The 26,863-nt window shown below is 61.7% G+C and carries 22 protein-coding genes; 8 read left to right on the top strand and 14 right to left on the bottom strand.

What is annotated here, in order from left to right; all coding sequences use genetic code 11:
* The first annotated feature begins 19 nt into the window (after positions 1-19).
* A complete protein-coding gene (locus BM079_RS03005) occupies positions 20-1,063 on the top strand; it encodes a serine hydrolase domain-containing protein (protein ID WP_245742801.1) in 1,044 nt (347 codons plus the stop codon).
* A 67-nt stretch (positions 1,064-1,130) separates the two neighbouring features.
* On the opposite strand, the gene BM079_RS03010 is transcribed toward BM079_RS03005, so the two are convergent.
* From BM079_RS03010 to BM079_RS03025, 4 genes are all read right to left on the bottom strand, one after another.
* Positions 1,131-1,325, bottom strand: a complete 195-nt coding sequence (locus BM079_RS03010) for a hypothetical protein (RefSeq protein WP_090130639.1) — start codon at positions 1,323-1,325, stop codon at positions 1,131-1,133.
* A gap of 556 nt (positions 1,326-1,881) precedes the next feature.
* Positions 1,882-3,471 (bottom strand): ABC-F family ATPase, encoded by a 1,590-nt coding sequence (locus BM079_RS03015; protein ID WP_090130640.1) that lies wholly within the window; start codon positions 3,469-3,471, stop codon positions 1,882-1,884.
* 283 nt (positions 3,472-3,754) lie between these two features.
* Positions 3,755-5,002: an MFS transporter gene (locus tag BM079_RS03020; protein ID WP_090130641.1), complete on the bottom strand. Its 1,248-nt coding sequence runs from the start codon at positions 5,000-5,002 to the stop codon at positions 3,755-3,757.
* 89 nt (positions 5,003-5,091) lie between these two features.
* Positions 5,092-6,315 (bottom strand): winged helix-turn-helix domain-containing protein, encoded by a 1,224-nt coding sequence (locus BM079_RS03025; RefSeq protein WP_090130642.1) that lies wholly within the window; start codon positions 6,313-6,315, stop codon positions 5,092-5,094.
* A gap of 83 nt (positions 6,316-6,398) precedes the next feature.
* Here BM079_RS03025 and BM079_RS03030 point away from each other — a divergent pair, with 83 nt between their 5' ends.
* Positions 6,399-6,854 carry a hypothetical protein gene (locus BM079_RS03030; protein ID WP_090130643.1) on the top strand — a complete coding sequence of 152 codons (456 nt, stop codon included), beginning with the start codon at positions 6,399-6,401 and terminating at the stop codon, positions 6,852-6,854.
* A gap of 70 nt (positions 6,855-6,924) precedes the next feature.
* Here BM079_RS03030 and BM079_RS03035 read toward each other — a convergent pair whose 3' ends face one another.
* Genes BM079_RS03035 through BM079_RS03045 form a run of 3 tightly spaced genes read right to left on the bottom strand, consistent with a single transcriptional unit; the run spans position 6,925 to position 9,064 of the window.
* On the bottom strand, positions 6,925-7,410 hold the full coding sequence (locus tag BM079_RS03035) for a LabA-like NYN domain-containing protein (RefSeq protein WP_090130644.1): 486 nt from the start codon (positions 7,408-7,410) through the stop codon (positions 6,925-6,927).
* A gap of 11 nt (positions 7,411-7,421) precedes the next feature.
* Entirely contained in the window at positions 7,422-8,003 is a 582-nt protein-coding gene (locus tag BM079_RS03040; protein ID WP_175489573.1) for a nucleotidyltransferase family protein, read from the bottom strand.
* Between the two features lie 41 nt (positions 8,004-8,044).
* Positions 8,045-9,064 (bottom strand): XdhC family protein, encoded by a 1,020-nt coding sequence (locus BM079_RS03045; protein WP_090130646.1) that lies wholly within the window; start codon positions 9,062-9,064, stop codon positions 8,045-8,047.
* Positions 9,065-9,228: 164 nt separating this feature from the next.
* Here BM079_RS03045 and BM079_RS03050 point away from each other — a divergent pair, with 164 nt between their 5' ends.
* On the top strand, positions 9,229-9,699 hold the full coding sequence (locus tag BM079_RS03050; protein ID WP_090130648.1) for a nuclear transport factor 2 family protein: 471 nt from the start codon (positions 9,229-9,231) through the stop codon (positions 9,697-9,699).
* Here the strand turns inward: BM079_RS03050 and recC are convergent.
* From recC to BM079_RS03065, 3 genes are all read right to left on the bottom strand, one after another.
* Complete coding sequence (gene recC, locus BM079_RS03055) at positions 9,696-13,196, bottom strand: exodeoxyribonuclease V subunit gamma (RefSeq protein ID WP_090130649.1); 3,501 nt, start codon at positions 13,194-13,196, stop codon at positions 9,696-9,698. The genes BM079_RS03050 and recC overlap by 4 nt on opposite strands.
* Before the next feature lie 114 nt (positions 13,197-13,310).
* On the bottom strand, positions 13,311-14,114 hold the full coding sequence (locus tag BM079_RS03060; RefSeq protein ID WP_175489574.1) for an SDR family NAD(P)-dependent oxidoreductase: 804 nt from the start codon (positions 14,112-14,114) through the stop codon (positions 13,311-13,313).
* Positions 14,115-14,237: 123 nt separating this feature from the next.
* Positions 14,238-15,557, bottom strand: a complete 1,320-nt coding sequence (locus tag BM079_RS03065; RefSeq protein WP_090130652.1) for an MFS transporter — start codon at positions 15,555-15,557, stop codon at positions 14,238-14,240.
* A gap of 278 nt (positions 15,558-15,835) precedes the next feature.
* Here BM079_RS03065 and argE point away from each other — a divergent pair, with 278 nt between their 5' ends.
* The 3 genes from argE to BM079_RS03080 all read left to right on the top strand — a co-directional run bounded on the left by argE (position 15,836) and on the right by BM079_RS03080 (position 18,204).
* On the top strand, positions 15,836-17,011 hold the full coding sequence (argE, locus tag BM079_RS03070) for an acetylornithine deacetylase (RefSeq protein WP_090130653.1): 1,176 nt from the start codon (positions 15,836-15,838) through the stop codon (positions 17,009-17,011).
* A gap of 248 nt (positions 17,012-17,259) precedes the next feature.
* Positions 17,260-17,589: a hypothetical protein gene (locus BM079_RS03075; RefSeq protein WP_090130654.1), complete on the top strand. Its 330-nt coding sequence runs from the start codon at positions 17,260-17,262 to the stop codon at positions 17,587-17,589.
* A gap of 183 nt (positions 17,590-17,772) precedes the next feature.
* Positions 17,773-18,204 (top strand): RcnB family protein, encoded by a 432-nt coding sequence (locus BM079_RS03080; protein WP_090130655.1) that lies wholly within the window; start codon positions 17,773-17,775, stop codon positions 18,202-18,204.
* 106 nt (positions 18,205-18,310) lie between these two features.
* On the opposite strand, the gene BM079_RS03085 is transcribed toward BM079_RS03080, so the two are convergent.
* From BM079_RS03085 to BM079_RS03100, 4 genes are all read right to left on the bottom strand, one after another.
* Positions 18,311-18,742, bottom strand: a complete 432-nt coding sequence (locus BM079_RS03085) for an OsmC family protein (protein ID WP_090130656.1) — start codon at positions 18,740-18,742, stop codon at positions 18,311-18,313.
* A gap of 117 nt (positions 18,743-18,859) precedes the next feature.
* Entirely contained in the window at positions 18,860-19,360 is a 501-nt protein-coding gene (gene tpx, locus BM079_RS03090; protein WP_090130657.1) for a thiol peroxidase, read from the bottom strand.
* Positions 19,361-19,435: 75 nt separating this feature from the next.
* Entirely contained in the window at positions 19,436-19,987 is a 552-nt protein-coding gene (locus tag BM079_RS03095; protein ID WP_090130659.1) for a histidine phosphatase family protein, read from the bottom strand.
* Between the two features lie 154 nt (positions 19,988-20,141).
* Complete coding sequence (locus tag BM079_RS03100; RefSeq protein WP_090130661.1) at positions 20,142-21,818, bottom strand: glucan biosynthesis protein; 1,677 nt, start codon at positions 21,816-21,818, stop codon at positions 20,142-20,144.
* 449 nt (positions 21,819-22,267) lie between these two features.
* On the opposite strand from BM079_RS03100, the gene BM079_RS03105 reads away from it, so the two are divergent.
* Positions 22,268-23,554: an exonuclease SbcCD subunit D gene (locus BM079_RS03105; RefSeq protein WP_090130663.1), complete on the top strand. Its 1,287-nt coding sequence runs from the start codon at positions 22,268-22,270 to the stop codon at positions 23,552-23,554.
* Positions 23,551-26,859 (top strand): AAA family ATPase, encoded by a 3,309-nt coding sequence (locus tag BM079_RS03110; protein ID WP_090130664.1) that lies wholly within the window; start codon positions 23,551-23,553, stop codon positions 26,857-26,859. The genes BM079_RS03105 and BM079_RS03110 overlap by 4 nt, the downstream gene beginning before the upstream one ends.
* Positions 26,860-26,863 lie beyond the last annotated feature (4 nt).

The following is a 26,863-nucleotide window of genomic DNA, read 5'->3' on the forward strand; positions in this document are numbered from 1 at the left end:
TCTGACGGAGTGGCTTGCCATGCGACAGCCCGGACACCTGTGTCATGCCCTGATAACCCTTGCCATGGTCTGGCTGGTATCGATGCCTGTCTCGGCCTCCCCAGCCATATCCGACGACCCGGTCGTAATGGCCCGACTGGCCGATCAGGCCGGTGCCCTGCCGCGCACTCACACCCTTTTGGTCGCCATTGATGGCAACACCGTGATCGATCGCGGCTATCGCGGTCACCGCACGGATCGGACAGCCAATATCAAGTCACTGTCCAAGACGCTGATATCAGCACTGGTCGGTGTCGCTATCGAACGAGGCGTCATCAAAAGCGTTGATCAGCCGGTGATCGAGCTGCTGGCGCCCGATCAAATACCGGCCGATGCCGATCCAAGAGTACGAGACATCACCGTGGGGCAACTGCTGTCGATGCAGGCAGGCCTTGAGCGCACATCAGGACAGCATTACGGGGCCTGGGTGGCCAGCCGCAACTGGGTACGCGATGCTCTTTCACGCCCCTTCGTGGACGAACCCGGCGGACGGATGCTCTACTCCACCGGCAATACGCACCTGCTGTCAGCGGCTCTGACTCATAGCACTGGCCGCTCAACGCTGACGCTCATGCGGGACTGGCTCGGCAAGCCACTGGACATCAGCGTTCCTCCCTGGACGCGCGACCCACAGGGCATCTATTTCGGTGGCAACGAAATGGGGCTGACACCACAGGCGCTGGTGACCTTTGGCGAAATGTATCGCCTCGGCGGCACATTCAACGGCAGGAACATCCTTCCCGAGACCTGGATTGACGCATCATGGCAGCCGCGAACACACTCGTTCTATAACGGTAATGATTACGGCTATGGCTGGTTTCGCGACGAGATCGAGGGTGAACCGGTGTATTACGGCTGGGGCTATGGCGGACAGGTACTTTTTATTGTTCCGGGGCGCGACATGACGGTCGTATTGACCTCTGATCCCACCCCACCGTCGAGCGGTAGCTACCTGCGTCAGATCAAGGCCCTGATCGGTGAGCTGATCACGGCCACCGGACAGACCGGCACCCCGGCGTCATGAATGCCGCCGGGTTTAATCAACATGGCGTAACGCATCAATATCGATCACGTCATGACCCTGAGGGTTGCTACTCGTTTCGAAGCTGCTGTGCGGCCTCCTTCTCAGCCTCTTCACGAGTCAGCCCTCTGGTCTCCATCAGACGTACCATCAAACGCTGTTTTTCGGCATCTTCGTAAAGGCGATCGCTGTTGGTGGCCACCGCGACCTGCGCCTTGACGTCGCTTTTAAACTTCTCGAACCGTCCATTGCCCTGCTTGCTCATCGATTACCCTCCTGGTTGGCATGATAGTGATTGGGCCGCATACGACACCTGATAGTTCCCGTCATGACAGGCACGTGACGCCGCATGGCGTATTGTCGAGTAACGGGTATTCACGTGCCATTACGGTGGCTGGAGACAACCATCATCGATTGCTCGTTTTTTTGAACAATGCGCTAACCCAGGTTAGAGGAAGGTGTATCAAAAGAAGCCGGAAACGTAAGCCGGTATGACTCGATGCAAACGCAATTGGACGATAAAAGAATCAGGTGAGCACAACGAAATGCCATAAATTTCAGGAAGGAAAAGATCGGCGAGAATTGCCGCAGCTGCGGATATACACGCCAACATGATGGTGCCTGAAGCGGTATCGTCAGATATTCGGCGTCAAGGCGTAGATCTGAGCGTCAACCCTGATGATGGGATATCCGGGCCGTTGCGGCCCTTTGAGACGGCAGAATTTCCGAGGACGTTTTCGATGTCTGAGCAGGCATTTACCAGAATGGCGACTGCAGATCCAAACGCGGGACCCACAGTACGCCAAAACTTTCAAGACTGTTCAGCCGTAGATGCCCTGACTGCGCAGATAATCTTCATAGCTGCCGCTGAAGTCCACGATGCCATCGTCTTTCATCTCGATGATGCGCGTGGCCAGCGAGCTGACAAACTCGCGGTCATGGCTGACAAAGATCAGCGTGCCGGGATAGTTTTCCAGCGCCAGGTTGAGTGCCTCGATCGACTCCATATCCAGGTGGTTGGTCGGTTCGTCCATCACCAGTACGTTGGGCTTTTGTAGCGCCAGCTTGCCAAAGAGCATACGCCCCTGCTCACCACCGGAAATGACGCGTACCGACTTGCCGATATCATCGTTGGAAAAGAGCATGCGCCCCAATGCCGAGCGTACCTGCTGCTCGCCCTGAGTGGTCCACTGCCCCATCCAGTCAAACAGCGTTTCACCACCTTCGAAATCCGCGGCATGATCCTGCGCGAAGTAACCGACTTCGGCCGCGTCGGTCCACTTCACTTCCCCACTGTCCACGGCCATATCGCCGGTCAGACAGTTGAGCAGTGTGGTCTTGCCGATGCCGTTGGGGCCGATGATGGCCACTCGCTCACCGGCCTCGACCTGCAGGCCGAAACGCTTGAACAGGACGTTATCGCCCCAGGCCTTGCTGATGTTTTCTACCGTCAGCGCCTGACGATGAATCTTTTTGTTCTGCTCAAAGCGAATGAAGGGACTGACACGCGAGGACGGCTTGACCTCCTCGAGCTGAATCTTGTCGATCTTGCGCTGGCGCGAGGTCGCCTGCTTGGCCTTGGAGGCGTTGGCCGAGAAGCGGCTGACAAACTGCTGAAGCTCGGCGATTTCGGCCTTTTTCCTGGCGTTGTCGGCGTGCAGGCGTTCGCGGGCCTGGGTGGCGGCGATCATGTACTCATCATAGTTACCCGGGAACAGACGCAGTTCGCCGTAGTCCAGGTCGGCCATGTGGGTGCAGACGCTGTTCAGGAAGTGGCGATCGTGAGAGATGATGATCATCGTCGCACGACGTGCCTTGAGGATGTCCTCCAGCCAGCGGATGGTATTGATGTCCAGATGGTTGGTCGGCTCATCAAGCAGCAGGATATCCGGGTCGGCAAAGAGTGCCTGCGCCAGCAGCACGCGTAGTTTCCAGCCCGGCGCCACGGTGCTCATCAGGTCCTGGTGCTGCTCGTCACCGATGCCAAGCCCCTGCAGCAGCTCGCCGGCCCGCGCCTCGGCGGTATAGCCATCCAGTTCGGCATAGCGCACCTCCAGATCGGCAACCTTCATGCCGTCTTCCTCGGACATCTCGGTCTGGGCGTAGATGCGCTCGCGCTCGGCCGCCACGTGCCAGAGCTCTTCATGGCCCATGATGACGGTATCAATGACCCGCTCGCTCTCGAAGGCAAACTGATCCTGACGCAGCTTGCCCAGCCGGGTCGTGGCATCCTTCATGACCTGCCCGGCAGAAGGCTCGAGATCGCCGCCGAGGATTTTCATGAAGGTGGATTTGCCGCAGCCGTTGGCGCCGATCAGGCCATAGCGGTGGCCGTTGCCGAACTTGACCGAAACGTTTTCAAACAGCGGCTTCGGACCGAACTGCATGGTGATGTTGGCAGTAGAGAGCAAGGGGAATTTCCGAAAAGGCGCCCGAACCGGCAGGCCGGCTCGGGCGTGAATGATGATGTGTGGCGGGCGATTGTACGCGTCTGCCGAAAGACTTTACAGGCAGGCCACGTGCACGGGCTCAGTCCGTACCGGTCTCGCCCGGAAGCGCCGGCGTTTGCTCGCTATCCCCGCCGATTTCAGGTTTCACTGCTTCAAGGGTCAATATCGATGAACAGTGGGGAGACCATTTCGATCTCGAGCACCAGCTGTCCCTGCATACGCTGGAAGATCTGACGCGGGCGCGCTAGAGCGCTTCTGCCCTGACTTCACTGTCCAATCGCGCCTCACGCTCGGCGCGCGCCCGCCGTTTGATCGAGATGGTATAAAGCGCGGCACACAGTCCAAAGCCTGCCAGACTGCAAAGTGCGGCAAACAGAAAGATGCTCGAATAGCCGGCACGGTTGGCGATAAAGCCCGCCAGCGGTCCGGTCAACCCCACGGCGGCATCCAGAAAGACCGAGTAGGCGCCAAGGGCGGCACTGCGGCTGGTCGCGGCAATCTTGGCCACTGCGACCACGCCCAGCGCCGGATAGATCAGCGACACACCCAGCCCCGCCAGCACCGCACCCAGTAGCGCCACACCCGGATGGCTGGCCTGCCACAGGGCCAAAAGCCCCGCCAGCTCGACCGTAAAGCACACCAGCGTCACGCGGTAGCCACCAAAGCGATTGACGGTACCGGCAAAGAGCACCCGCGCGGTGATAAAGGCCATGCCAAAGGCGCTCAGCCCCCAGGCCGCGTGGTCCCACTGCTGTTCGGCGTAATAAAGGGTGATGAAGGTCGCGATCACGCCGTAACCGACCGAGCTCAGCGCCAGCGCCCCGCCATAGGGCGCCACCACCCGAAAGACTCGCGCAAACGGCACCCGCTTGCCGCTGACAATCGGTGAGGCCGGACGTCGCCAGGCCAGCGCCAGTGCCAACGCCCCGATCAGCACGATAAAAAGCCCCACGCTGATCACCCCAAGATTCTGGGCCAGCACCGCGCCCAGCGGCGCACCGATCGCCAGTGCGCCAAAACCTGCAATGCCGTTCCAGGAGATCACCTTGCTCATCAGGGTCGGCCCCACCAGCCCGATGCCCCAGCTCAGCGAGCCTGTGCCGATCATGCCCTGGGAAATGCCCAGCGCCAGCCGGCTCAGGATCAGAATCAACAGACTCAGGACCGGCCACTGAACGCACAGCGCTGCCAGCAGGATCAGCGCACCATTGAGCGCACAGCCCATCATGCCCAGCAGCACCACGCGTTTGGCGCCAAGACGGTCAGCCATCTGGCTGGAGAAGGGTCGCGACAGCAGGGTCGCCACGAACTGAAGGCTGATGACGGCGCCAACGGTGACGGCATCAAAGCCCAGCGCGCCGTGCATCCAGGGCGGCAGCACAGTCAGCGTCATGCCGATGCAGAGCATGCTGACGAAGGTGGAGCTGACGATGGCGATAATGCGTAGATTGGTGTTTGCGGAAGCAGTTTCCGCCGAATGATCTGAAGGCATGGTCCCGGTCGATAGTGGTCACGGCGTGGTTGTATGACATTTACCATACGCCTGACGAGGCGTTTGTAACAGTCAGACGTTCGACCCCGTCACGGCCCGGTCAATGCGCCCGCCAGCGCCTGATCAAGATGCCCGTTGCCCGTCACCTGCACCCGGGCAAGCCCCAGAAACCGGGCCAGACGTTCAAGTTCCTTCAAGAGCGCCGGCGCCAGAGCCGCCATCGGGACGCCCGATTCAGGGTGGGCAGCCATCACCTGCAGAACGCCGGCGGCCCGCTCGGCCTTGAGGTCGACCCGCGCGACCATCTGACCGGCCATCATGAAGGGCAGCACGTAATAGCCGTACTGGCGCAGATGCGACGGCGTGTAAATCTCGATACGGTAGTGAAAACCAAACACCCGCGCGGCGCGTTCGCGATCCCACATCAGGGGATCAAAGGGCGACAGCAGCGCGGTCGCCTCACTCGACCGGCGACGCCTTCGCGCACTGACATGTTGCCAGGCCGGCACCGACCAGCCCTCGACCTCGACGGGTAACAGCTCACCGGCGTCGACCAGCTCGTCGATACGCGCGCGCGTCTCGCGAACATCGAGGCGGAAATAGCGCTGCATGTCCCGCGCAATGGCCACACCCATGGCGCAGGCCGCCCGCGCCACCAGCGAACGCTGGGCCGCCTCCGGTGACAGCATCGGCGCCTCGACGGCCTCTCGGCCCACCACGCGCTCGGGCAGATCATAGACCCGCTCGAAACTGCCGCGGCGATGAGCCACCAGCACCTGGCCGCTCCAGAAAAGGTATTCAAGCGCTGACTTGCCGTGGCTCCAGCCCCACCAGCGCCCCTGCCCACGGCCGCCCTCACTCAGATCGGAGGCCGCCAGCGCGCCGCAGTCGCGAATCTCGTCGAGCACACGGGCAATGAAGACCGGGTTGTCACGGGAAAAGCGCTCAAGGCGCTTGTAGAGGCCGCCACCGCCCTCACGGGCGCGCTGCATGCGAAAGCGATAGAGCGGATAATCTTCCACCGGAATCAGCGACGCCTCGTGTCCCCAGTATTCAAACAGACGCCTTCTGGAAGGTGGCCCCTGGTTGAAGCGCTCGAGCCGCGTTCGGTCATAGGGTCCGAGCCGGGAATACAGTGGCATATAGTGCGCCCGACACAGCACGTTGACGCTGTCGATCTGTAAAAGCCCCAGCCTTCGGACAAGGTTTAAAAGCGCCTGACTGCCGGGTTCAGGACCATCACGATCGGCGCCAAAGCCCTGCATGGCCAGTGTCATGTGGCGAACGGTTGATGCTGATAGATGACGGATCATGGCGCTGCGTGTTCCTGTCGTATACCCTGGCATGACCGCAAGGCCACCTGTATCGGTGCCGTCACACGTCATGGAGCGTCTTCATGGTCAAATTCATCGCCGCATCTCACTCTACGATTCGCGCCCTGCTGCCCTGTCTGCTGCTGGGCGTAACGCTGGCTCAGGCCGCGCCGCCGACCTCCGAGCGTGTCGGACTGCCCGATGACGCCCGCCCTGTCTGGATTGGTGATCAGCGCTACTATCTTGCGCGCGACACCTGGTTTGTGGCTTCCGGCAGTGACGGACGCTATACGCCAACGCCCGCCCCGCGCGAGGTTCAGATGGCCGGAATCAACATGTTTGATGTGATCGCCTATCCCATCGACGGACAGGATCTGCGCCAGCAGCAGCAGGATCGAGGCCGGTGTCATCGCTGGGCGATCGACCAAAGCGGTTTTGACCCTGCCGCCACGCTGACACCGCCCTCGCGCCTGCAGGCCGATACCTGGCGACGCGCGCTGGCCGCCTGTCTCGCCGGCCATCGCTACAGCGTCCAGTAGCCCTTCAGCGTGCAGTAGTCCTTCAACGTGCAGTAGTCCTTCAGCATGCAATGGCAGCTCAACGCCCGACTCAGCGCCGGGCGTTCTGTAAAAAGACGCCCTCGATGGGCACGAACCGATCAGCGGCCTGTTTCAGCGCCTGAGCGGTCAGCGCCTGGACGCCATAGACATCGGCAGAGACGCCAAAGCGCTGACGCACGCGTGTGAGCAGCTCGGCGAAGTCGCCGTCTCCCGAGATCAGAACCACACGATCCACCGCCTGGGCCGTTTCGAACATGTCCAGCGTGATCCCGACATCCCAGTCGCCCTTGGCGCTGCCGTCACGACGCTGGATGAAGGGCTTGAGCCGCACCTCAAAGCCGATATCACGCAGCGCATGCTGAAACTGCTGCTGGCGCGGGTCATGGCGCTCGATGGCGTAGGCCCGGGCGGCAGCCACCGTGTCCTCGCCTACGGCATGACGCCAGAGCGCGGCATAGTTGACCTGGCAATGAAAGGTTTCCCGGGCGGTGTAATAGACGTTCTGGACATCGGCAAACAGTGCAATTCGAGCCATGAGATCTCAAATCATTGAAGGGAAGACAGGTCATCAGGCGTATCGATATCGGTAAGGATACCCGGATCGTCCACATCCAGCATTACGACCTGCAAAGCATGGCGCTTGAGCAGCGCGCGGGCGCCTTCGTCACCGTCAAGCCCGGCCAGTGCCGGCCAGAACGAACGCCCGAAAATCACGGGATGACCCGCACGCCCCTGATGACACGGTCGTACGATGGCATCAAAACGAGCATGCGCCATCAGTTTCTGCAGGGTCTCGGCGCGTAGCCCGGGCATGTCCCCCAGCATGAGGGCCAGTGCCTCGCACCGCTGATGGCATGAATCATTCGATACAAGCAGCTCGGAGACCGCGGTGGCCAGGCTTGTGCCCATACCGACAGGAGACAGGGGGGCCTGCAGGGTATGTATGTCTGCCGGCAGTCCAAAGGCCTCGCCGCATTCACCATGGCGCAGCACGACCGTGATGGAAGAGACATGAGGTGCCAGCATGGCGGTGGTGGCCGCCAGCAGCGTCTGTTCGCCGAATGACGCCAGACGCTTGTCGCCGCCGAATCGTCGACTGTGCCCCGCGGCCAGAATCAGACCCAGCACCCTTGGCGCCTTCTGCGATGAATATTGTTGCGGCCTAGCCATCAGACCGCAGTGGCCACGGGCGCAGCAGCGAGGCTCGTCTCGCCGGCCTTGCCGTTATAGACGCGCATGACATCGGCCACTACCGACAGGGCGATCTCGGCCGGCGCCTTGCTGCCAAGATCCATGCCGATCGGCATGTGAATCCGCGCGATCTGGTCGTCATTCAGCCCGCCGGAGCGCTTGAGCCGCTCGGCACGCTTTTGCGAGGTGCGCTGTGACCCCATGACTCCGACATAGAACGCCGGCGTCTTGACCGCTTCGACCATGGCCGGGTCATCAATGCGCGGATCATGGGTCAGCGCAACCACGGCGGTCGCCTCATGACAGGCGCCCGAGGCGATAAACAGCGCTGGCAGTGCGGCCTGGACCTCGACGCCCTCGCCGTTCCCGGCAGCAATGAAATCACGCCGCACGTCGTCGCGCGGGTCGCAGACGATGACCTCATAGCCCAGCGCGCGGGCAAACTGCGCGCAGAACCCGGCCACCGGCGAAATGCCGGCCAGAATCAGGCGCAGGGCCGGCCCGACGCGAATCTCTACCTGCCCCTGACCGTTGCGCGAAACGCTCGGTCCGTTGGGCGATTCATCAAGCACGACGCGATAGCGTCCGGTCTCTGGGTTCACACGACGAATCAGACACTTGCGCCCCAGCAGCGTGGCCTCCAGCACCTCCAGATGCACCTTCAGCTCATCATTGACCACCAGACGCTCGATGAGCACTTCCAGCACGCCGCCACAGGGCAGCTGCAGCCGCTGGCTCTCCTCCTGGCTTTCGCCGTAGCGCACGATGGTCGCCGGACTTGAAAAGGCGCCGTCCTGAAGGCTTTCGATAAAGGCTTCCTCGACGCAGCCGCCGGACAGCGAGCCGACATGCTGACCGTCACCGGTGGCCACCAGCATCGAACCCGGCGCACGAGGCGAAGAGCCGTAGGTCCCAAGAACGGTACAAAGCCAGAGCGTGTCATGGGTGCAGGCCCACTCACGCGCCTGCTGGATCACCTGCAGATCGAGATGACGCATTCGGACACTCCGATAGGGAGAAAAGAGAATAATGCAACAAGGATAGCAGCCTCATGATCTTCCCGCCGGGTCATGCACGGTGCCTGTCAGACACGCTCATGAACATACCCGCATGAACATGCTAGCCTGAGCCTTCCTGTGAACTGGTGTGATGGAGTACGCGAATGGAAGGCCGACCGCCGCTTCCCCCCTTTGACATGGACAGTGCCCGCGCCAGGGTGCGCGCCGCAGAGGACGCCTGGAATACCCGTGAGCCCGAAAGGGTCGCCGGGGCCTACAGCGAGGACTCTCGCTGGCGCAATCGCACCGAGTTCTTTCAGGGCCGCGAGGCCATCATCGAGTTTCTGCGTCGCAAGTGGCAGCGCGAAATCGATTATCGGCTCTGCAAGGAGCTCTGGGCCTTTACGGACAACACCATCGGCGTGCGCTTCCAGTACGAATGGCGCGACCGCTCCGATCAGTGGTATCGCGCCTATGGCAACGAGATGTGGGAATTCAACGAACACGGCCTGATGGTGCGTCGTGAAGCCAGCATCAACGAAACTCCCATCGAAGCCGATGAGCGCCGCTTCCGCTGGCCCGCGCCCGGGCCACGCCCGCAGAATCATCCCGGGCTCAATCAGCACGGCCTCTAGGTCTGCTCGTCCGCCGGCGTGCCACCGCCATCCACCAGCGCTGACAGCGTGGTCATGAAGGGCGCATACAGCGTCCTGGTGGCGACTTCAAAACCGGCATCACACAGCACCTCCAGGGTTGGCCACAGCTCGCCCATCATGGGTTCGCGCTCTCGCAGCGGCGCCGGGCCGTTGAAGCGGCCCTCTTCATAGCTGGTGCGCACCCGCCCAAGGCCCATCTCACGGTAGACGTCTTCCTGCGTCTCATCGATGTGTCGGGGCCAGCCGGCGAAGTACTCCATCGCCGGCTCCAGCGCCGTGGGCAGCGGCGCATTTCCGGCGGTACGCCACTGCTGACACAGTGACAAGAGCGTGGTGTGCGCATCACTGGCGGACACCGTCGGTAGCGTCAGCTCGCGGTCCTCGAACAGCACTGTCACCATCACAGGCTCGCCCATGGCGCTCAGTGCCAGTTGCTCGAGCCAGACGCGAATCAGTCGATGCGGCTTGCCGTATTGCGTCAGCCGCCCGCTGCGATCGCGACGCAGATGGCCAAAGTGCGCCGGCGCCAGCACGCAGCGATACAACACGCCCTCCTCGCTGCGCCACAGTCCATCAATACGGTCGGCAAGTACGGTAGTGCCAGTATCACCGGCAAGTTCGATCCGTATCGCCTCGACCGGCACCAGGCCATCCGTCAGCTCATGCCATCGGCTGATCTGATGCCTCAGAGGTTTGATCAGATCCTCCACCAGCCGCTCGCCAAACCCCAGCGCCGGCAGCATGCCCTTGCGACGCGCCTCTTCTGCCATGTCGCTCAGATCGCGTTCGCGGCGAGCCCCTTCCAGCAGATGCTGCTTGAAGCTGAATCGCTCAAGGCCATCAAGGGCAAAAGGCTCGGCGTCCTCCTCCAGTACAGCGACGGGATGAAAATGTATCCCCAGTCGGCCGGCGGTACAGATTGACCAGGGTCGCCTGAGCAGCCGTTCAAGATCCTCCAGGGTTGCCGGCGTTTCCGGCGGCGCGGCGGCCGTCAGCGGCTCGACATCCCTGGCAGGCTCTGAATGATGAACGCTTTCCCAGCTGCGCTCGAAAGTAAACAGGCGCCGGGGATCATCGTCCGTATCGTCACGGCTGAAATAGGCGCGCGCAAAGGGCTGCAGCGGATGGGTGGTGATCAGACGCGCCAGCAGTGCTGTCTCACTGTCCTCCTCGACCCGCCAGCCCATCGACAGCGTATCGAGCAGCTCACTGACCAGAATCGAAGGGGCACGTTCGCTGTTGTCGCGCTGGTCGCGCCCGACCCAGGAGATGGTCAATGCTTCACGCGTAGCCAGCATCGCCTCCAGCATCAGATAGCGGTCATCATCGCGGCGTGAACGGTCACCACTGCGATGACGCGTGGCCATCAGGTCAAAGTCCTGCGGCAGTCGCACGCGCGGGTAGTCGCCGTCGTTCATGCCTAAAAGCCAGGTATGGCGAAACGGGATAGCGCGCATGGGCATGAGCGTTGCGAAGTTGACCCGCCCGGCCAGAAAGCGCTGGGCCAGACCGCCCTCGTCCAGACGATCGGCCAGCGCCTCGCGAAACACCGTCAGCGGCAGCGCTTCGTTGAAATCACCGCACTCGCCTTCGTCGGCCAGAGTGCGAGCCGCTTTCGAAAGGCGCTCGAGAATGTCGAAATCATTCTGTTCGACTGGATCAAAAAGCGCGCCGAGCATCTCCTCCAGCCGCGCGACCCAGTCATCGATGCCCACGGGCGTGTTCAGATACTGATACCAGTGGCGCAGACGGGTCATCAGCTCGGCCAGCCGTCCAGCAAGATCGGCCTCCAGCCCGCCGATCTCGTCATAGGCCTGGATGCCGTCGAAGCTGCCCTCGCCGATGGCAAACCCCAGCAGCATCCGATCCAGCCCGAACTGCCAGGTGTTTTCCGAAAGCCCGGGCAGATCCAGCGTGTCGCGATGCTCAGCGTCGAGCCCCCAGCGCACGCCGCTGCCGCCCAGCCATTGTGAAAGCCTGTCGAGTTCATCCTCCTCGATATTGAAGCGCCGCCGAAAGGCCGGCACCTCCAGCCAGTCGAGCACTTCGCTGACCCCCAGGCGCCGCTCGGGAAGCTCCAGCAGCGACAGCGCCGCGCTCATCAGCGGGCTCGCCCCCGAGGCGATACGGTCGGAGACGGTATAGGGGATATAGCGGGCGTCATCGCGCGGAATCTGGCCGAACACGGCATCGATCAGCGGCGCATAGCGTTCAATATCCGGCACCAGTACCACCATGTCGCGCGGGCGCAGGCTGGCATCACGATCAAAGGCATCGAGCATCTGATCATGCAGGATCTCGACCTCCCGCAGCGGCGAATGCGCCCGGGTAAAGGCAAGCGAGCGATCTTCCGGGTCGATGAAGCGTTTACCGCCCGCCTCTTCGGCCCGCCGCGCCGGGTGGACCAGATCCAGCACCTCCTGCTGAAGCTGGTGCAAAAGGCTCGGATCGGCCTCTGGCTGCGGGTCACGAAAGATATCGTGCTCCATGTCGAAGGCATTGTCGGCCTCGAAATCGTACAACGCCTCGATGAAGTCACGTCCCTGCGCCCCCCAGCCAGCCAGCAGCGGGTTGGCGCTCAGATGCAGCGTCTCGCTGTCCAGACCCTCGAGCGAGGGCGCCGCCTCATGGCGCTGGCGATGGCTGTCACGTCGTAGTCGGGCACGCAGGGCTTCACGGTCAGCCACGATATCGCCCCAGTAGAAGCGACACGGGTTGGCCACCATCAGCACCACATCCATCACCCCGGACAGGGCATGCAGAGCCTCGAGCAGCTGAAACGGCAGCGCGGAGATGCCAAAGACAAACAGCCGGCGTGGCAGCCCTGCGGGGACGGTTTCAAGCGCGCCCGCCCGGTCCAGAAAGCGCTCGTGCAGCGCCGCGCGGTGATGGCGCTGTGCCTGATCGGAAGCATCCTCCAGCAGCGCGCGCCATAGAAGGGGCTGCCAGTGATCCACCGGAGCAATGTCAGCAGGCGCCGTCCTGCCCTGCGCCCAGGCCGCCATCCAGTCGGGTCGGTAGACCAGATACTGGTCAAAAAGATCCGCCAGCCGGGAAGCCAGCTGATAGCTCTTGCGCTCGCCGCAGGACGCCCCAACGCCCGCCTGATGCTCTGCGGGCATCTCGTCATCAAGATAGTGGGCCAGCGGTGCAAATTCGCTCTGATGCAGAAGGCGCGGCAACAGCCGCATCAACCGCCAGGTCATCGGTCCCTTGTCAAAGGGCGAGCGTTTGGGGATGTCATCGCCCAGCACGGCACGATAGGCACGCCAGACGAAGCTCGAGGGTAGCGGGAAATCCAGCGAGGCGGCCACGCCGTGGTGCTGCGCCAGACAGAGCTGCAGCCACTGCGCCATGCCGTTGGACTGTACCAGAAAGGTTTCGCTCTCCAGCGGCGCCAGCGGATCGCGCTCCGAAAGCGCCGTGGCCAGATCGCGCAGATCCTCGAGATGGTTGGCATGCAGGACGGTAAACATCACACTCCCGGAGGCACGGCGTGGGCAGGGATTGCCTATCCTACCTGTCCCGCCGGGAGCTGCGAAGTCTCCGGCAACCGCTCATGCACGTTGATGCGGAGCGGCGCAGCCGTGTCAGACGCCGAGATCGTGATCCGGGCGCATGTCATAGCGCATGACATTGTGCATGAAGGCGCCATCGACATAGAGCGTGGTGCCGGTGATGTAGCGCGCCTCTTCCGAGCACAGAAAAACCGTGACGCCGGCCACATCCTTCGTCTCGCCGATAAAGCCCAGCGGGATCCAGCTCTGCATGTTGTCAATGCCCAGCGCCTCGTTGTCCTCGCGATTGATATCGGTCTGGATGGCCCCGGGGGCCAGGCCGACCACGCGAATGCCGTACTCGCCCCACTCGACCGCTGCGGCGCGCGTCAGCATCTTGAGCCCTGCCTTGGCCACGCTGTAGTGCGCCACGCCCTTGCGTGAGACCTCATCGTGAATCGACTGCACGTTGATGATGACACCCCCGTTGCCGCCCTGTTTCATGCGCCGGGCCGCGTGCTGCGAGCAGTAAAATGGCGCGTTGAGATTGACGTTCATCAGTGTCTGCCAGTCCTCGCGCGGCATGTCTTCCAGCGCGTGAGCGTTTTCAAAGCCGGCGTTGTTGATCAGGATGTCGATCCGGTCAAACTGATCATCAAACTGCAGGAACATGTCATCCACGGCCTGCGGGTCGCTCAGATCCGCGACCACCACGCCGGTGGTGACGCCGCACTCGCGTGCCAGACGCTCGGCAGTCTCGTTGACCGCTTCGCGGGGCTTTCTGGTATGAAAGGCCACGTTGGCGCCGGCACGCGCGAGCGACTCGGCCATGTGCGCGCCGATCCCCCGATTGGCGCCGGTGACCAGTGCCGTTTTGCCCTTGAGCGTGATATTCATCGGTTTCTCCCTGAAACATTGTCCATGAATGCATGACTGGATGCGGTGCGGTTTTTGAGCGGCCATAAAAAAGCCAGGCTCGAATGAGCTTGGCTGATAAGCGGGTGACAGGAAAGGCTGTCTTCAGTGGGCGGGCTGAGCCCGGTAGTGATAATGACGTCTGGCCAGAAAGAGCCCCGTGACCACACCCACGCTCATGACGCCGGCCACATACCAGGCAGGCGACATCGGCATGCTCTCGATCGAGGTGGTCACGATCATCGGCGTCAGGCCACCGGCCACGGCATAGGCCACGTTGTAGGAAAACGACAGCCCCGTGAAACGAATGGCCGCCGGGAACGACTTGACCGCGATCGCCGGCACGATACCGGTCAGCCCGCCAAAAAAGCCCACCAGCGCGTACAGCGGGAACAGCAGCGTGACGTCGTGATGCATCAACCAGAAGAAATAGAAATATGTGATGCCCAGACCGGCGCAGGAGAGTACCAGCACGATGCCGTCGCCGATTTTGTCGGCCAGCGCGCCGGCGCTCAGACAGCCAATGATCAGGCACACGATTGCCACACAGTTGGCCTGCAGGGTCATGCCGCGATCGATGCCGGCAAAGCTCTGTAAAAGCGTCGGCGTCATCAGGATCGTGACCACCACGGCCGCGGTCAGAAGCCAGGTGGCAATCATGGCAATGGCCACGCCCGGCAGGTAGTCGCGCAGCAGGGTGCGCATGGGCAGCTCTTCGGAGAGCGACTTGTTCTCCTGCATCTCGGTGAATACCGGCGTCTCATGCAGGTAGCGGCGCAGATAGAGCGTCACGAAACCAAGGATGCCGCCGACCAGAAACGGCACACGCCAGCCCCAGCTGTAAAGGGTTTCCTCACTGATGGCATAGTTCAGCCCGGTCGCCATGAACGAGCCCAGCAGAATCCCGGCGACCAGACCGGCTGACAGGGTGCTCGTAGCAAAGGCCGTATGCCGGGCCGGCACGTGCTCGGTCACGAACACCCAGGCGCCCGGCGCCTCGCCGCCGATGGCCGCACCCTGCAGCATGCGCATGGCCAGCAGCAGAATCGGTGCCAGGTAGCCGATGGTGGCATAGGTGGGCAGAAGGCCCATGATCAGCGTCGGCAGGGCCATGAGCATGATGGAGAGCATGAACATCTTCTTGCGCCCCAGCCGATCGCCGAAGTGTGCCATGATGATGCCGCCGATGGGTCGGGCAATATAGCCGGCGGCAAAGATACCGAAGGTCTGCACCAGACGCAGCCACTCGGGCATTTCAGGCGGAAAGAACAGCTGGCCAACCACGCTTGCAAAGAAAACGAAGATAACGAAATCGTAGAACTCAAGCGCACCACCCAGCGCGGAAAGCCCCAGTGTCTTGATATCGCGGGCGCCCAACGGGCGCGTCACGGACGTTGATGGTCCGTTGGTATTGGCATTGTTCATGGGGAAGATCGCTATCGAAAGCAGTTGACGCGGTACATGGGAAGTTCATTCGATCACGGATCACGCGATGCGCCCTGCCGGCGCCTGCGGATCACGCAAGAGAGGGCCGGTCGGTTCGAGGTCGATCATACCAGAAAAATCATTTTCAAAAGTCGGCAGAAGTTCCCGCTCTGTCGCGATCTTTCATGCCATGCGCGCTGCGTTACACTCTCTGTCGGCACCTGCCCATTTGATGGCCGGCAGCTTGTTTATCCCATTTTTCAGACGCCGAGAACGCCATGACGACCACACCTGCTGCACTGCCCACCACTGCTCGGGACATTCTGGCCACGCTGGTCGGTTTTGATGTGCTGTCCCGTCACTCCAATCTGGCTTTGATCGAATGGGTCGAGCAGTTTCTCGATGCCCACGGCGTCAGCCATGAGCGCATCGCCAGCGATGACGGTGAGCGCTTTAACCTGCTGGCCCGCATTGGACCCGATGTGCCCGGCGGCGTGGTGCTCTCCGGTCATACGGACGTGGTTCCCGTCGAGGGACAGACCTGGCAGAGCGCCCCTTTTACCCTGACCGAGCGTGACGGCCGACTTTATGCCCGCGGCAGCTGCGACATGAAGGGCTTTCTGGCCTGTGCGCTGTCCGGTGTGCCGGACTGGTGCCAGCGCGAGCTCAAACACCCCATCTGGCTGGCGTTTTCCTATGATGAGGAGATCGGCTGTCTGGGGGCGCCGCGCATGATCAAGCACCTGATGGAGCACTATTCGACACCGGCCGCCGTGATTGTCGGCGAGCCTACCCTGATGGCGCCGGTTACCCTGCAAAAGGGCATCACCACCCTCAGAACGGTGGTCCATGGCGTACCGTCCCACTCAAGCCAGGTCAATCAGGGCATTTCGGCTATCCATGTGGCGGCGCGTCTGATCACTCGCATCGAGGACATCATGAGTGAGCTGGCCGAGGAAAATCACCTCAACGACGCCTTCAACGTGCCCCATTCCAGTCTGCATGTCGGCACGCTCAAGGGCGGCAATGCCATCAATATCATGGCGCAGCACTGCGAATTCGACTGGGAGATTCGTCATCTGCCCGAGGAGGGGTTCGAGGCAGTTTATGAGCGCTTTCGTGACTACAGTGACGAAATCGAGTCGATGCTTCAGGCCGTCAACACCGGGTTTGCCATCGAAACCACAACCCTGACTCGCACCGTGCCGGGTCTTGAAGACCGCGACAACGACCAGGCCATGGCACTGCTGGAAAGACTGGGCGTTCACGACCCGCAACAGGCCGTAGCCTACGCCACCGAAGCCGGTCAGTTTCAGCAGGCCGGGCTTCAGGCGGTCATCTGCGGGCCCGGCAGCATCGAACAGGCGCACCGCGCCGATGAGTTCATAGCCATCGAGCAGCTCGAGAAAGGCGAGCACTTCATGCAGACGCTGGGCGAACTCATGACGCAGTAGCATGGCACGCCGGTTTATACACTACCGGCAGGATACTTTATGCCGCCTGTCCCCGAGCAGCATCAAAGCGTGTACGGCAATGAACTGCAAAAGACGCCCTGCCATTTTTCGGGCGTCTCTCTGGCGGCCATCAAAGCAATGATCGCGTCTCGACAATCACATCCTTGTTTCAAACCATTCATTAGTGCAAGGGCGTGAATTTTGCTGATATAACCATCTATACTGTCACGGAACGTAACGGCACAGCCATGGATCAGGCCGATGCCGATACTGTACAGATTCTAAAAGAAACACTGCTGTTACAGTGCAAGGGAGGGACCCTCATGAAACTTTTCAAGCGCAATGTCGCATCGGCTGATGCGGCACAAAGAGGCCGTGCAGACCTTGCCTCAGTATCGGCTCAGACCTCTTCGGAGCTGATCGACGACAGCGAATTTGATCGTCATGAAGGCTTTGTCCAGCTCAAGCATCGCCTTCAGCGTGCCGAGTGGCGCCAGCGGCAGGCCTACTATGAAAAATATGGTGCTGCACCGGCACCCAGTATCATCCGGCCGGGACGAGACTGGCTGGTACATTGAAGACGCTGTGTCATCGCAACGTGTCTGCACACCCGGCGGGGCTGCTTTTCTGAAAGCGGCCCCTTGCCCATGTAGAATACCCGATTACGTGACTTCAATATCATGACAAGGATTACACCGATGCCATCGCTTGCATCAATGAGGTGTGATCCGGCTTCAACCGTTTGCTGCAAGGAAACTGGAATGCGCATTTTTCCGGCGTTTATGACCATCCCATTGAGCCTCGGTCTGCTGCTGATGATGCTTCAGGGCCATGTGCAGGCAGGGAGCCGGAGCCAGCAGGACCATCAGGCCCCGCCGAGCGCAACGACGGTCAAGGAGACCAAAAGCGGCCCGAAGGTGGATCGCAGCCTCGTCATCAGAACCATCAGTGCCCACCGGGAAGACTTCAAGCGTCGAGGCTTTGATGCCGTTGCCACGCCCCTGAAAATGGGTGAGCGTCTGCCGGATAACGTTGAAAGCGAGCAGCTGCCCGATACGGTCAAACAGGCCCTGCCCCGCTATGAGGGCTATGCGTGGCGGCGCATCGGCAACGACATCGTGCTGATCGGTATCGCCTCCAACACTTTTTACGACATCTTCCCGAACATACTGGATGACGACCACACATCCTGATGTCGCCTTCTCGCCAGCACCTCAGCATATAAGTCGCAACATATAAAAGGGCCCCGCCGGAAGCGAGGCCCTTTTATGGGTCAATTCTGATCAGTCGATCGCGCGATCAGCCTTCAAGACGTGCATCAAGGGTGATATCAGCACTGAGCAGGCGCGATATCGGGCAGCCTTCCTTCGCATCGTTGGCCGCCTTCTCAAACGTTGCCTGATCAGCGCCGGGAATGCGGGCAACCGTTTTCAGAGCCACCTTGCTGACATAGAAACCGCTGTCATCCTGATCCAGCGTGACGACGGCTTCGGTCTGAATGCTCTCGGGCTCGAGATCCGACTGCCCCAGAATCATGGACAATGCCATGGAGTAGCAGCTGGCGTGCGCTGCGCCGATCAGCTCTTCCGGGTTGGTGCCCGGCTGGCCTTCAAAGCGGGTATTGAAACCGTAGGGGTTTTCCTTGAGGGCACCGCTTTCGGTGGAAACGACCCCCTTGCCCCGCTTCAGGCTTCCCTTCCATTCGGCAGAACCTTGCTTCTGAATGGCCATTGCATGCCTCCCTGGTGCAGATAATATTCAAAAGTTCCTGTGCCCTGCTGACAGGGCATACCCAACAAGAGTAGTCCGTCCTGGCGCGCTGACAACGTCATGTCGGTGAGAATCCCTTTATAGCACCGATAGCGCTGCCTCATAGTCCGGCTCATTCTTGATCTGATCGACCAGCTCGCTGTGCAGCACCCGGTTGTTTTCATCCAGCACGATCACGGCCCGGGCACAGAGGCCGCGAGGACGACCGCTTCGAATATCCACACCAAAGGATTTCACGAAATCGCCGTGATGACGAAACGTGGACAGCATCAGCACGCTGTCGAGCCCTTCTGCCCCGCAAAAGCGCCCGGCCGCAAAGGGGAGATCTGCAGAGATGACCAGTACGACCGTATTGTCGAGCCCGGAAGCCTGCTCGTTGAACTTGCGTGTAGACGTCGCACACGTGCCGGTGTCGATGCTGGGCACGATCGAGAGCACCTTGCGCTTTCCGGCAAAATCCTCGAGGGAGACCTCGTTCATGTCGCGCCCCGTCAGCGAAAACGACGGCGCGATATCACCCGGCACCGGGAAGCGACCGCCAACCTCAACGTGATCGTCGCCATAGCCTACTGTCGTCATGAAAACCTCTCCTTGCCTGATGCCATGATCTTCGATACGAACGTGCTGAAGGATAGTGACGGCCGGGTGGTCTGGCTACCGCTGCCAGGCCGTGAGCTGCCAGCGCCCCTGACCTGATGCCGGCGGCTGGCACAGCACAGGCGCCACATTGCCGATGCGAGCCCCATAGGGATGTCCCTGCGTGACGTTGCAGATCACCCGAAAAACGCCGGAGTGCGCCACCACCAGCGGGCATTCAAAGTGCGCCAGCAGCTCGTTGAGCACCGCCAGCACCCGACCCTGAAACGCCGCCCAGGACTCCCCTTGTTCCAGATCGTCAAAATAGGGCATGGGGTCCTGAATGGGCGTTTTCTCGAGCTCGCCCCAGCTGCGCTCTCGAAGCCCAGCATAAAGATGCAGTTCACTGTCGGGCAGGGCCAGCCGGGCAGTCTTGCGGGCGCGGAACATGGTGCTGACAGCGACATGCGACCACTGGCGTTGACCGAGCGTGGCGCTGACCTCACGCGCCTGGAACTCGCCGTACGCGGTGAGCGGTACATCCGGACTGCCGGCAATCAGGCCGGCGCGGTTATAGAAGGTTTCGCCATGGCGAAGAAAGACAAAGGGGCGCGGCAATAGCTCGCTCATTGAACATCCCGACACGTATTCGATCAGCAGACAATCCTGTCAGTGTAACCCCGGTCGCCGACAGGACGTTACTCCGACCTGACTGACAGAGAAAACCGGCAGTACAGAACGGGCCCCGAAGGGCCCGTCATCATTGCATTCTGGATCAGCGGTCTCAGCCGTGATGATCCCAGTTGCGATCAGCGGGTGCCGGCGGCACGAACTGGTACAGCCAGGTCTCGCTCAGCGTCTGATTGCCCCGGCGGAGATAGACCCGCAGCGTGACCGGATCGGTCTGCTCGCTTTTGGGGTACCAGTCAAACTGTGCACGCCACATCTGCAGCGGCCCGCCCAGCTTGGTAACCGACACGACCTGGGTTTCGCCGGTAGAAGCCGAAACCACAGCTTCCATATCGGCATCGGGGGGCATGTCATTAATGGGCGCACCGCGGAAATCGACGGCAAACCGGCGCGCCCAGGTTTCCGGCGAGTGTTCGCCCGGAATCCAGCCATCACGCACGGCGCCGATGCCGCTCCAGGTCTTGTCGACCTGACCGACCGACGGCTTGACCGGAGGACGCGGGCTCCAGTAAAGGTTATAGCTGTAACTCAGCTCCTGCCCCGCCTCGACCGGCTCGGCAGGCTGCCAGAAGGCGGCAATGTTATCGACCGTCTCCCCCATGGTCTGCAGCTCGATCAGCGTGATCGAGCCCTTGCCCCATTCGCTGGTCGGCTCGCACCACAGACTCGGACGAGCATGATAGTAATTGACCACGTCGCGATAGTGCTCGAAGTCATGATCGTCCTGAACCAGCCCGAAGCCACGCGGATTTTCATCCTCGAAGGTGTTGTACTGCAGCACATCCGGGTTATACAGCGGGCGGCAGATCCACTCGCCGTCACCGCTCCAGATCGAGAGACGATCGGAGTCATGCACCAGCGGCACGACCGTATCGCGACGCAGGCGCTGGCTCGTACCGGTCAGAAACATGCTGGTCATGGGCGAGATACCCAGACGCTCGATGCTCTTGCGCGGATAGACATTGGCGTCAACGCCCATCACGACCCGCTCGGACTGACAGTCGATATCAAACCTGTAGGCGCCCGTCGCGCTGGGGGAGTCCAGCAGCGCGTAGACCGTAAAGCGGGCGCGATTGGCCGGCGGCTGATCGAACCAGAAATGGGTAAAGACCGGAAACTCTTCCTGGCCCTCTTCTGCCGGCATGGCGGTATCGATGGCCAGACCGCGCGCCGACAGACCGAACTGGTTGTTCTTGTCGATGGCGCGGAAATAGCTGGCGCCCAGAAAGGAGACCACGTTGGCGAGCGCCGAGAAGTCGGGGCTTCGTGACACCCGCCAGCCGGCAAAGCCCAGATCGTGATTCTTGAGCTGGCCGACGTCGATCCCCGTGCCTTCATAGGTGAAAAGCTCGGGGCGAAAATGAATCTCGTAGGCCTTGCCATCCACCACGCTGTGCATGCGCACCGGCTGATTGAACTGCATGCCCACGTGAAAGAACTGGGCCTGAACGGCAGAATTGGCGCGATCAGACCACAGGGCGTGATTCTGATCGTATTGAATGGACTGATATTCAAGCGGATCGAGGTTATCAAGCGTCAGGGTATCGGGCAGCGTCTCGGTGGTATCCTGATACTCGGATCTGGCCATCTCGCGGGCGTGCGACTTGAGCCAGTCGAAGTCGAAATCGGTGCCCTTGTCATCCAGCGCGACGGCAATCCCTTCCCCCGGACCACGGTTATCATTGCCACTGGCACGGGCCAACAAGGATTTGGTCGACATGCCAAGCGCAGAAAGCGCCGCAGATGCCTTGAGTAGAGTTCTTCGATCCATGGACAACACTTTCCTTTTAAGACGATACGGCCCTGCCCGAGCCGAAATCCTGAGTTGAGTTGATACAGGGCCAGCGCATCATGAGGCTTTCGGAGGATACAAGGTTAACCAGTATCGACCATCGCATGCACTGGCGGTTCCTTTGCCCTTGCGTAAAACATGGTGACGCTGTGTCACTATTGCCCTTCCGTGCCTGCCTGCATTGCCTGTACGGGCACCGAAAATGCCATCATCCCATCAGCGATGATGGGCTGAAATATAGCCGTATCGGCCGATCGTTCCCATTACGTTTAACTTGAGAGCAGCCCTGATGGTGCGCCACCGCCGCGCTCATGCGAGCATCGATACTGTTATTGCGCGATCAGACGCGTCATGCTCCCTGCCAACGTTCAACCACGATCCGACAAAGCCATCACCACTGCAATTCCCTTTCACGACGGTAGCGCTTGATGAAACTGATCCACACCGCCGACTGGCATCTCGGCCAGCGCTTTCACGGCCAGTCGCGCCACAACGAGCACCGTCACTTTCTCGACTGGCTGCTGGAAACCCTCAGCGAGCGTGCCCCCGATGCTTTATTGATCGCCGGCGATGTCTTTGATGTCATCAATCCCACCATGGCGGCCCAGTCGCTGCTGTATGATTTTCTGATTGCAGCGCACGAACGTCTGCCGCAGCTGACCATCGTCATGATTGCCGGCAACCATGACAGCGGCGCGCGCATCGAACTGCCCGGCCCGCTGCTGCGCCGTCTCAACACCCACGCCCTGGGGCGCATTCTCTGGCATGACAGCGGTGACCCCGACGTGGATCGGCTTATTGTACCGCTGCCGGACAGCAGCGGTGCCGTTCGGGCCTGGTGTCTGGCCCTGCCCTTTCTGCGCCCGGCCGAGGTGACCGGCAGAGCGCGTGATACTGCTTCAACTGAAAGTGACAATGCTCCGGAAACGCCGGGCGACAGCTACGTGCGCGGTATGGTGCGCGTGCACGAGGCCCTGTTTGACGCCGGCCTTCAGAAACGCGAGCCGGGACAGGCGCTGATCGCCATGAGTCACGCCCATCTGCACGGTGCCAGCGTCTCCGAGCACAGCGAGCGTCCCATCGTGATCGGCGGTGAAGAGTCACTGTCGACATCGCTCTTTCCGGAAGAGATCGCCTACGTTGCCCTGGGCCATCTGCATAAACCCCAGCGCGTCGGCAGCGACCATATCCGCTACAGCGGCTCACCGCTGGCGATGGACTTCTCCGAGACGCACTACCCCCATCAGGTGCTTGAAGTCACCCTGGAAGGTGCGCATGTCTCGCAGATCACACCGCTGCCCATCCCCCGCGCCGTGGCCATGCACCGTGTCGGCCCCCTGCCGCTTGATGAGGTCCTGGAAATGCTGGCAAGCGACGAACTGCCCGAGGATATCCCGGACGCCCTGCCGCGCGAGCAGTGGCCCTGGCTGGACGTGCGCGTCATTCTGGACGCGCCCCGGGTGGATCTGCGACCTCTCATCGAGCAGGCGCTCAGAGGCAAGGCTGTACGTCTGGTCAGCATTACGACAAGCGTGGCCAGACCGGACAGCCCCCAGACGCCCCATGCGTCGCTGGACGCGCTGGGGCCGTCCGAGCTTTTCAGCCGCACCTGGAAGCGCGAATACGGCGATGCGCCGCCCGACGAGGTCATGCACGACGTTCAGTCTCTGCTGCAGGCGTTGCATGACGACGAATCGCCCGAGGACACCCCATGAGAATTCTGGCCCTTCGCCTTCACAACATCGCCTCCCTGAGCGGCCCGCACGTGATTGACTTCACCGAGCATCCGCTCGACAGCGCCGGGCTCTTTGCCATCACCGGCCCCACCGGGGCCGGCAAGAGCACGCTGCTGGATGCCCTGTGTCTGGCGCTTTATGGCAGTACCCCGCGCCTTCGCACCGCACCCGGCCGGGACTCCGTGTCCCCCGATGTCGGCGAGGAGACCCTGACCACCGCCGACCCGCGCACCCTGCTGCGTCGGGGCGACAGCAGTGGCTATGCCGAAGTCGATTTTCGCGGCCGGGATGGCGCGCATTATCGGGCCTGCTGGCGGGTGCGGCGCGCCCGGAACAAGGCAGACGGCAAGCTTCAGGGCATCGAGCAGAGTCTTGTATCACTGCCGGACCAGCAGGTCATCACCTCGCAGAAACGGGAGTTTGATCGCCTGCTGCCGCAGTATCTGGGACTGAGTTTCGAGCAGTTCACCCGCGCGGTTCTGCTGGCGCAGAGCGAGTTCAGTACCTTTTTGAAGGCCGATGACAACCAGCGCAGCGAGCTGCTCGAAAAGCTCACCGACACCGAGGTCTATTCGCGCCTGTCCATTGCGGCCTTTCAGAAAACCAGAGCCGGCGAGCGCGACGTGGCCGAGCTCGAAGCACAGCTCGGCCATCAGACGCCGACCGAACCGGAGGCGCGTGCCCTGCTGGAACAGCGCGCGGCCGATACCCTTGCGCAGCTCAGGACGCTGCAGACACGCGAGCATGACCTCAAGCGCGAAAAGGCCTGGCTGGCCACCGATGAGCAGCTGGAATCTCACTGGCAGAGCGCCTGCCGTGCCCACGATGAGGCGCTGGCGAGCCGTCACGCCCAGGCCGGGCAACGACAGTGGCTGGCGCAGCTTGATGCGCTCGCCCCCGTACGCCATGTCTTCCAGCAGCATGAGGCGCTGACCACTGCGCTCAGCGATCTCGAAACGCGCCTGGGCAATACGCAGACCCGGCTTGACGTCGCTACTCGCCAGCACGATGAGACCGCCGAACAGCACAGGACGCAGCAACAGCAACTGGAAACCAGACGCCAGCACTACCGCCAGCAACAACCGCTGATGGCACAGTGCGCCCTCGACGAGCAGCGCCACCGCGATCTGGAGCAGCGTGCGCAAACGACCCGGCAACAGATCCAGCAGCAGCGTCAGACCCTGAACGACCAGCAACAGGCGCTGACCCGCTGTCAGCACAAGCAGGACAATCAGCGACAGTCGCTGGCGGCCGTGGATACCCGGCTGGCGCAGCTGACCGAAGGCGCCGACTCCTTTGCACAATGGCGCGAAACGACCCTTCAGCGGCTGGAGCAGTATCGCCGGAAACGCCAGGCGCTGGAGACGCTCGGCCATGCCCATGATCACTGGCACCGGCTGGATCAGCGCATGCAGTCGCTGGAGGCCCGTCAGACCACGGATCGTCAGACGCTTGAAAAGCTGAGAGAAGACGGCACCCGGGCACGGACAGCGCTGGATCATCAGGAAAAGACCCTGGCGCAGCTCGAACGCAGCATTGCCGGTCTGCGCGCGGCGCGCAGTGACAGCGTTCTGGACATGCGCGAAGGCCTTGAAGCCGGCAGCCCGTGCCCGGTCTGCGGCAGTACCGAGCATCCTTACACGCATCAGCCGCCTCCTCACCCCGCTCAGGCGATGCTGGAAGCCACCGAGCGTGAAGAGCAGCGCCAGCTTGATGAGGCCCGACAGGCGCGCGATGAGCTTGATCAGCGCTGTGCCGAGCTGCGCGGCCACTACGGTGAGCTCAATAGTCAGATCCACCAGCGCAGTGAGGAGATCGACACCCTGAGGGCGCAGCGACACGAGGCCCGCCAGCAATTCGATGCCTGCGCGCAGAGCGAGACACTGCTCGAACTCGCTCCCGAGGCGCGCAGCGACTGGCTCGAGAGCCGACAGACGCAGGTAGTAGATGACCATGATCGGGAAGCCGAACGTCTGGCCCGCTTCGACCGGGACCACGGCACTCGCGCCCCGGTTCAGGAGCAGCTCCACGCTCTGGAGGTCGAAGCTACCCGACTGGATGCCGGCGTCACACACACCCGGCAGCAGCTTCAGTCACTGGAAGAGGTCCACACACCGCTGGTCCGCGAGCGTGACGAGCTCTCCGAGGCGCTGACGATCCGGCTCGCGCCTTATCCGAGCGTTCAGGCCTGGCGCGAGGCCCTGGACCACGAGATCGATGCTCTTGAACAGCAGCTTGCGAGCATTCAAAAGCAGCTGGAGGCGAGTGAGGCGCAGTGCCGTCAGCACCATCAGACCCTTTTGCAGCTACAGCAGCAGCGCAGCGATCAGGCCCATACCCGCGAGCAGCTGGCAGAAGGCATGACGCAGTGGCGCGAGGCCCATCCCGATATCGACGATGACACCCTGGCGGCGCTGCTGGCCGTGGCGACCGAGCAGCATCAGGCGCTTTCGCGCGAGATGGCCGCCACGGATCAGCGCATTGATGAGACGCAGCTGCTGAGTCAGGAGCGATTGGAAGTGCTGATTCGCCATCGTCAGAACTACGGTGAGCATGCTGCATCAGCTGATGTGGATCTGCCGCGACAGGATGATACCCGCACCTTGAAAGCGTGGCGCGATGAGCGCCTGATGATGCTCTCCGACCAACAGTCACATCTCGAGGCCGATCTTGTACAGGCGCAGAGCGCGCGTGATGAGGCCGATCACGCCCTGCGCCATGATGACCACTGTCGCGAACGCGCCCGCGAGATCGAACAGACGCTGGAAGCTCGCCGACGTGAAGTGACGCGCTGGGGGCGCATTTCAGGACTGATCGGCGCCTCTGACGGCAAGAAATTCCGCCGTATCGCACAGGGCTGGAACCTGGAGCGTCTGATCGAGCATGCCAATATTCATCTTGAAAGCCTGGCGAGGCGCTATCGGCTGGCGCGCGGCGGCAGCGAGCTTGGGCTGCTGGTGATCGATACGGAAATGGGCGATGAGCGACGCTCGGTGCATTCGCTGTCGGGCGGGGAAACCTTTTTGATGTCGCTGGCACTGGCGCTGGCACTGGCCTCGATGGCGTCCAGCCAGCTGACCATCGAAACCCTGTTTATCGATGAAGGGTTCGGCAGTCTCGACCCGCAGTCGCTGTCACAGGTCATGGATGCCCTCGATGCGCTGCAGTCGCTGGGGCGTCGGGTCGGCGTCATTTCCCACGTTCAGGACATGCACGAGCGCATCCCCGTACAGTTCAGGGTGGCGCCCCGCGGCAACGGCCAGAGCGATATCAGCCTGAGCTGAGTCC

This window comes from Kushneria avicenniae (assembly GCF_900112585.1).
GTDB lineage: Bacteria > Pseudomonadota > Gammaproteobacteria > Pseudomonadales > Halomonadaceae > Kushneria > Kushneria avicenniae.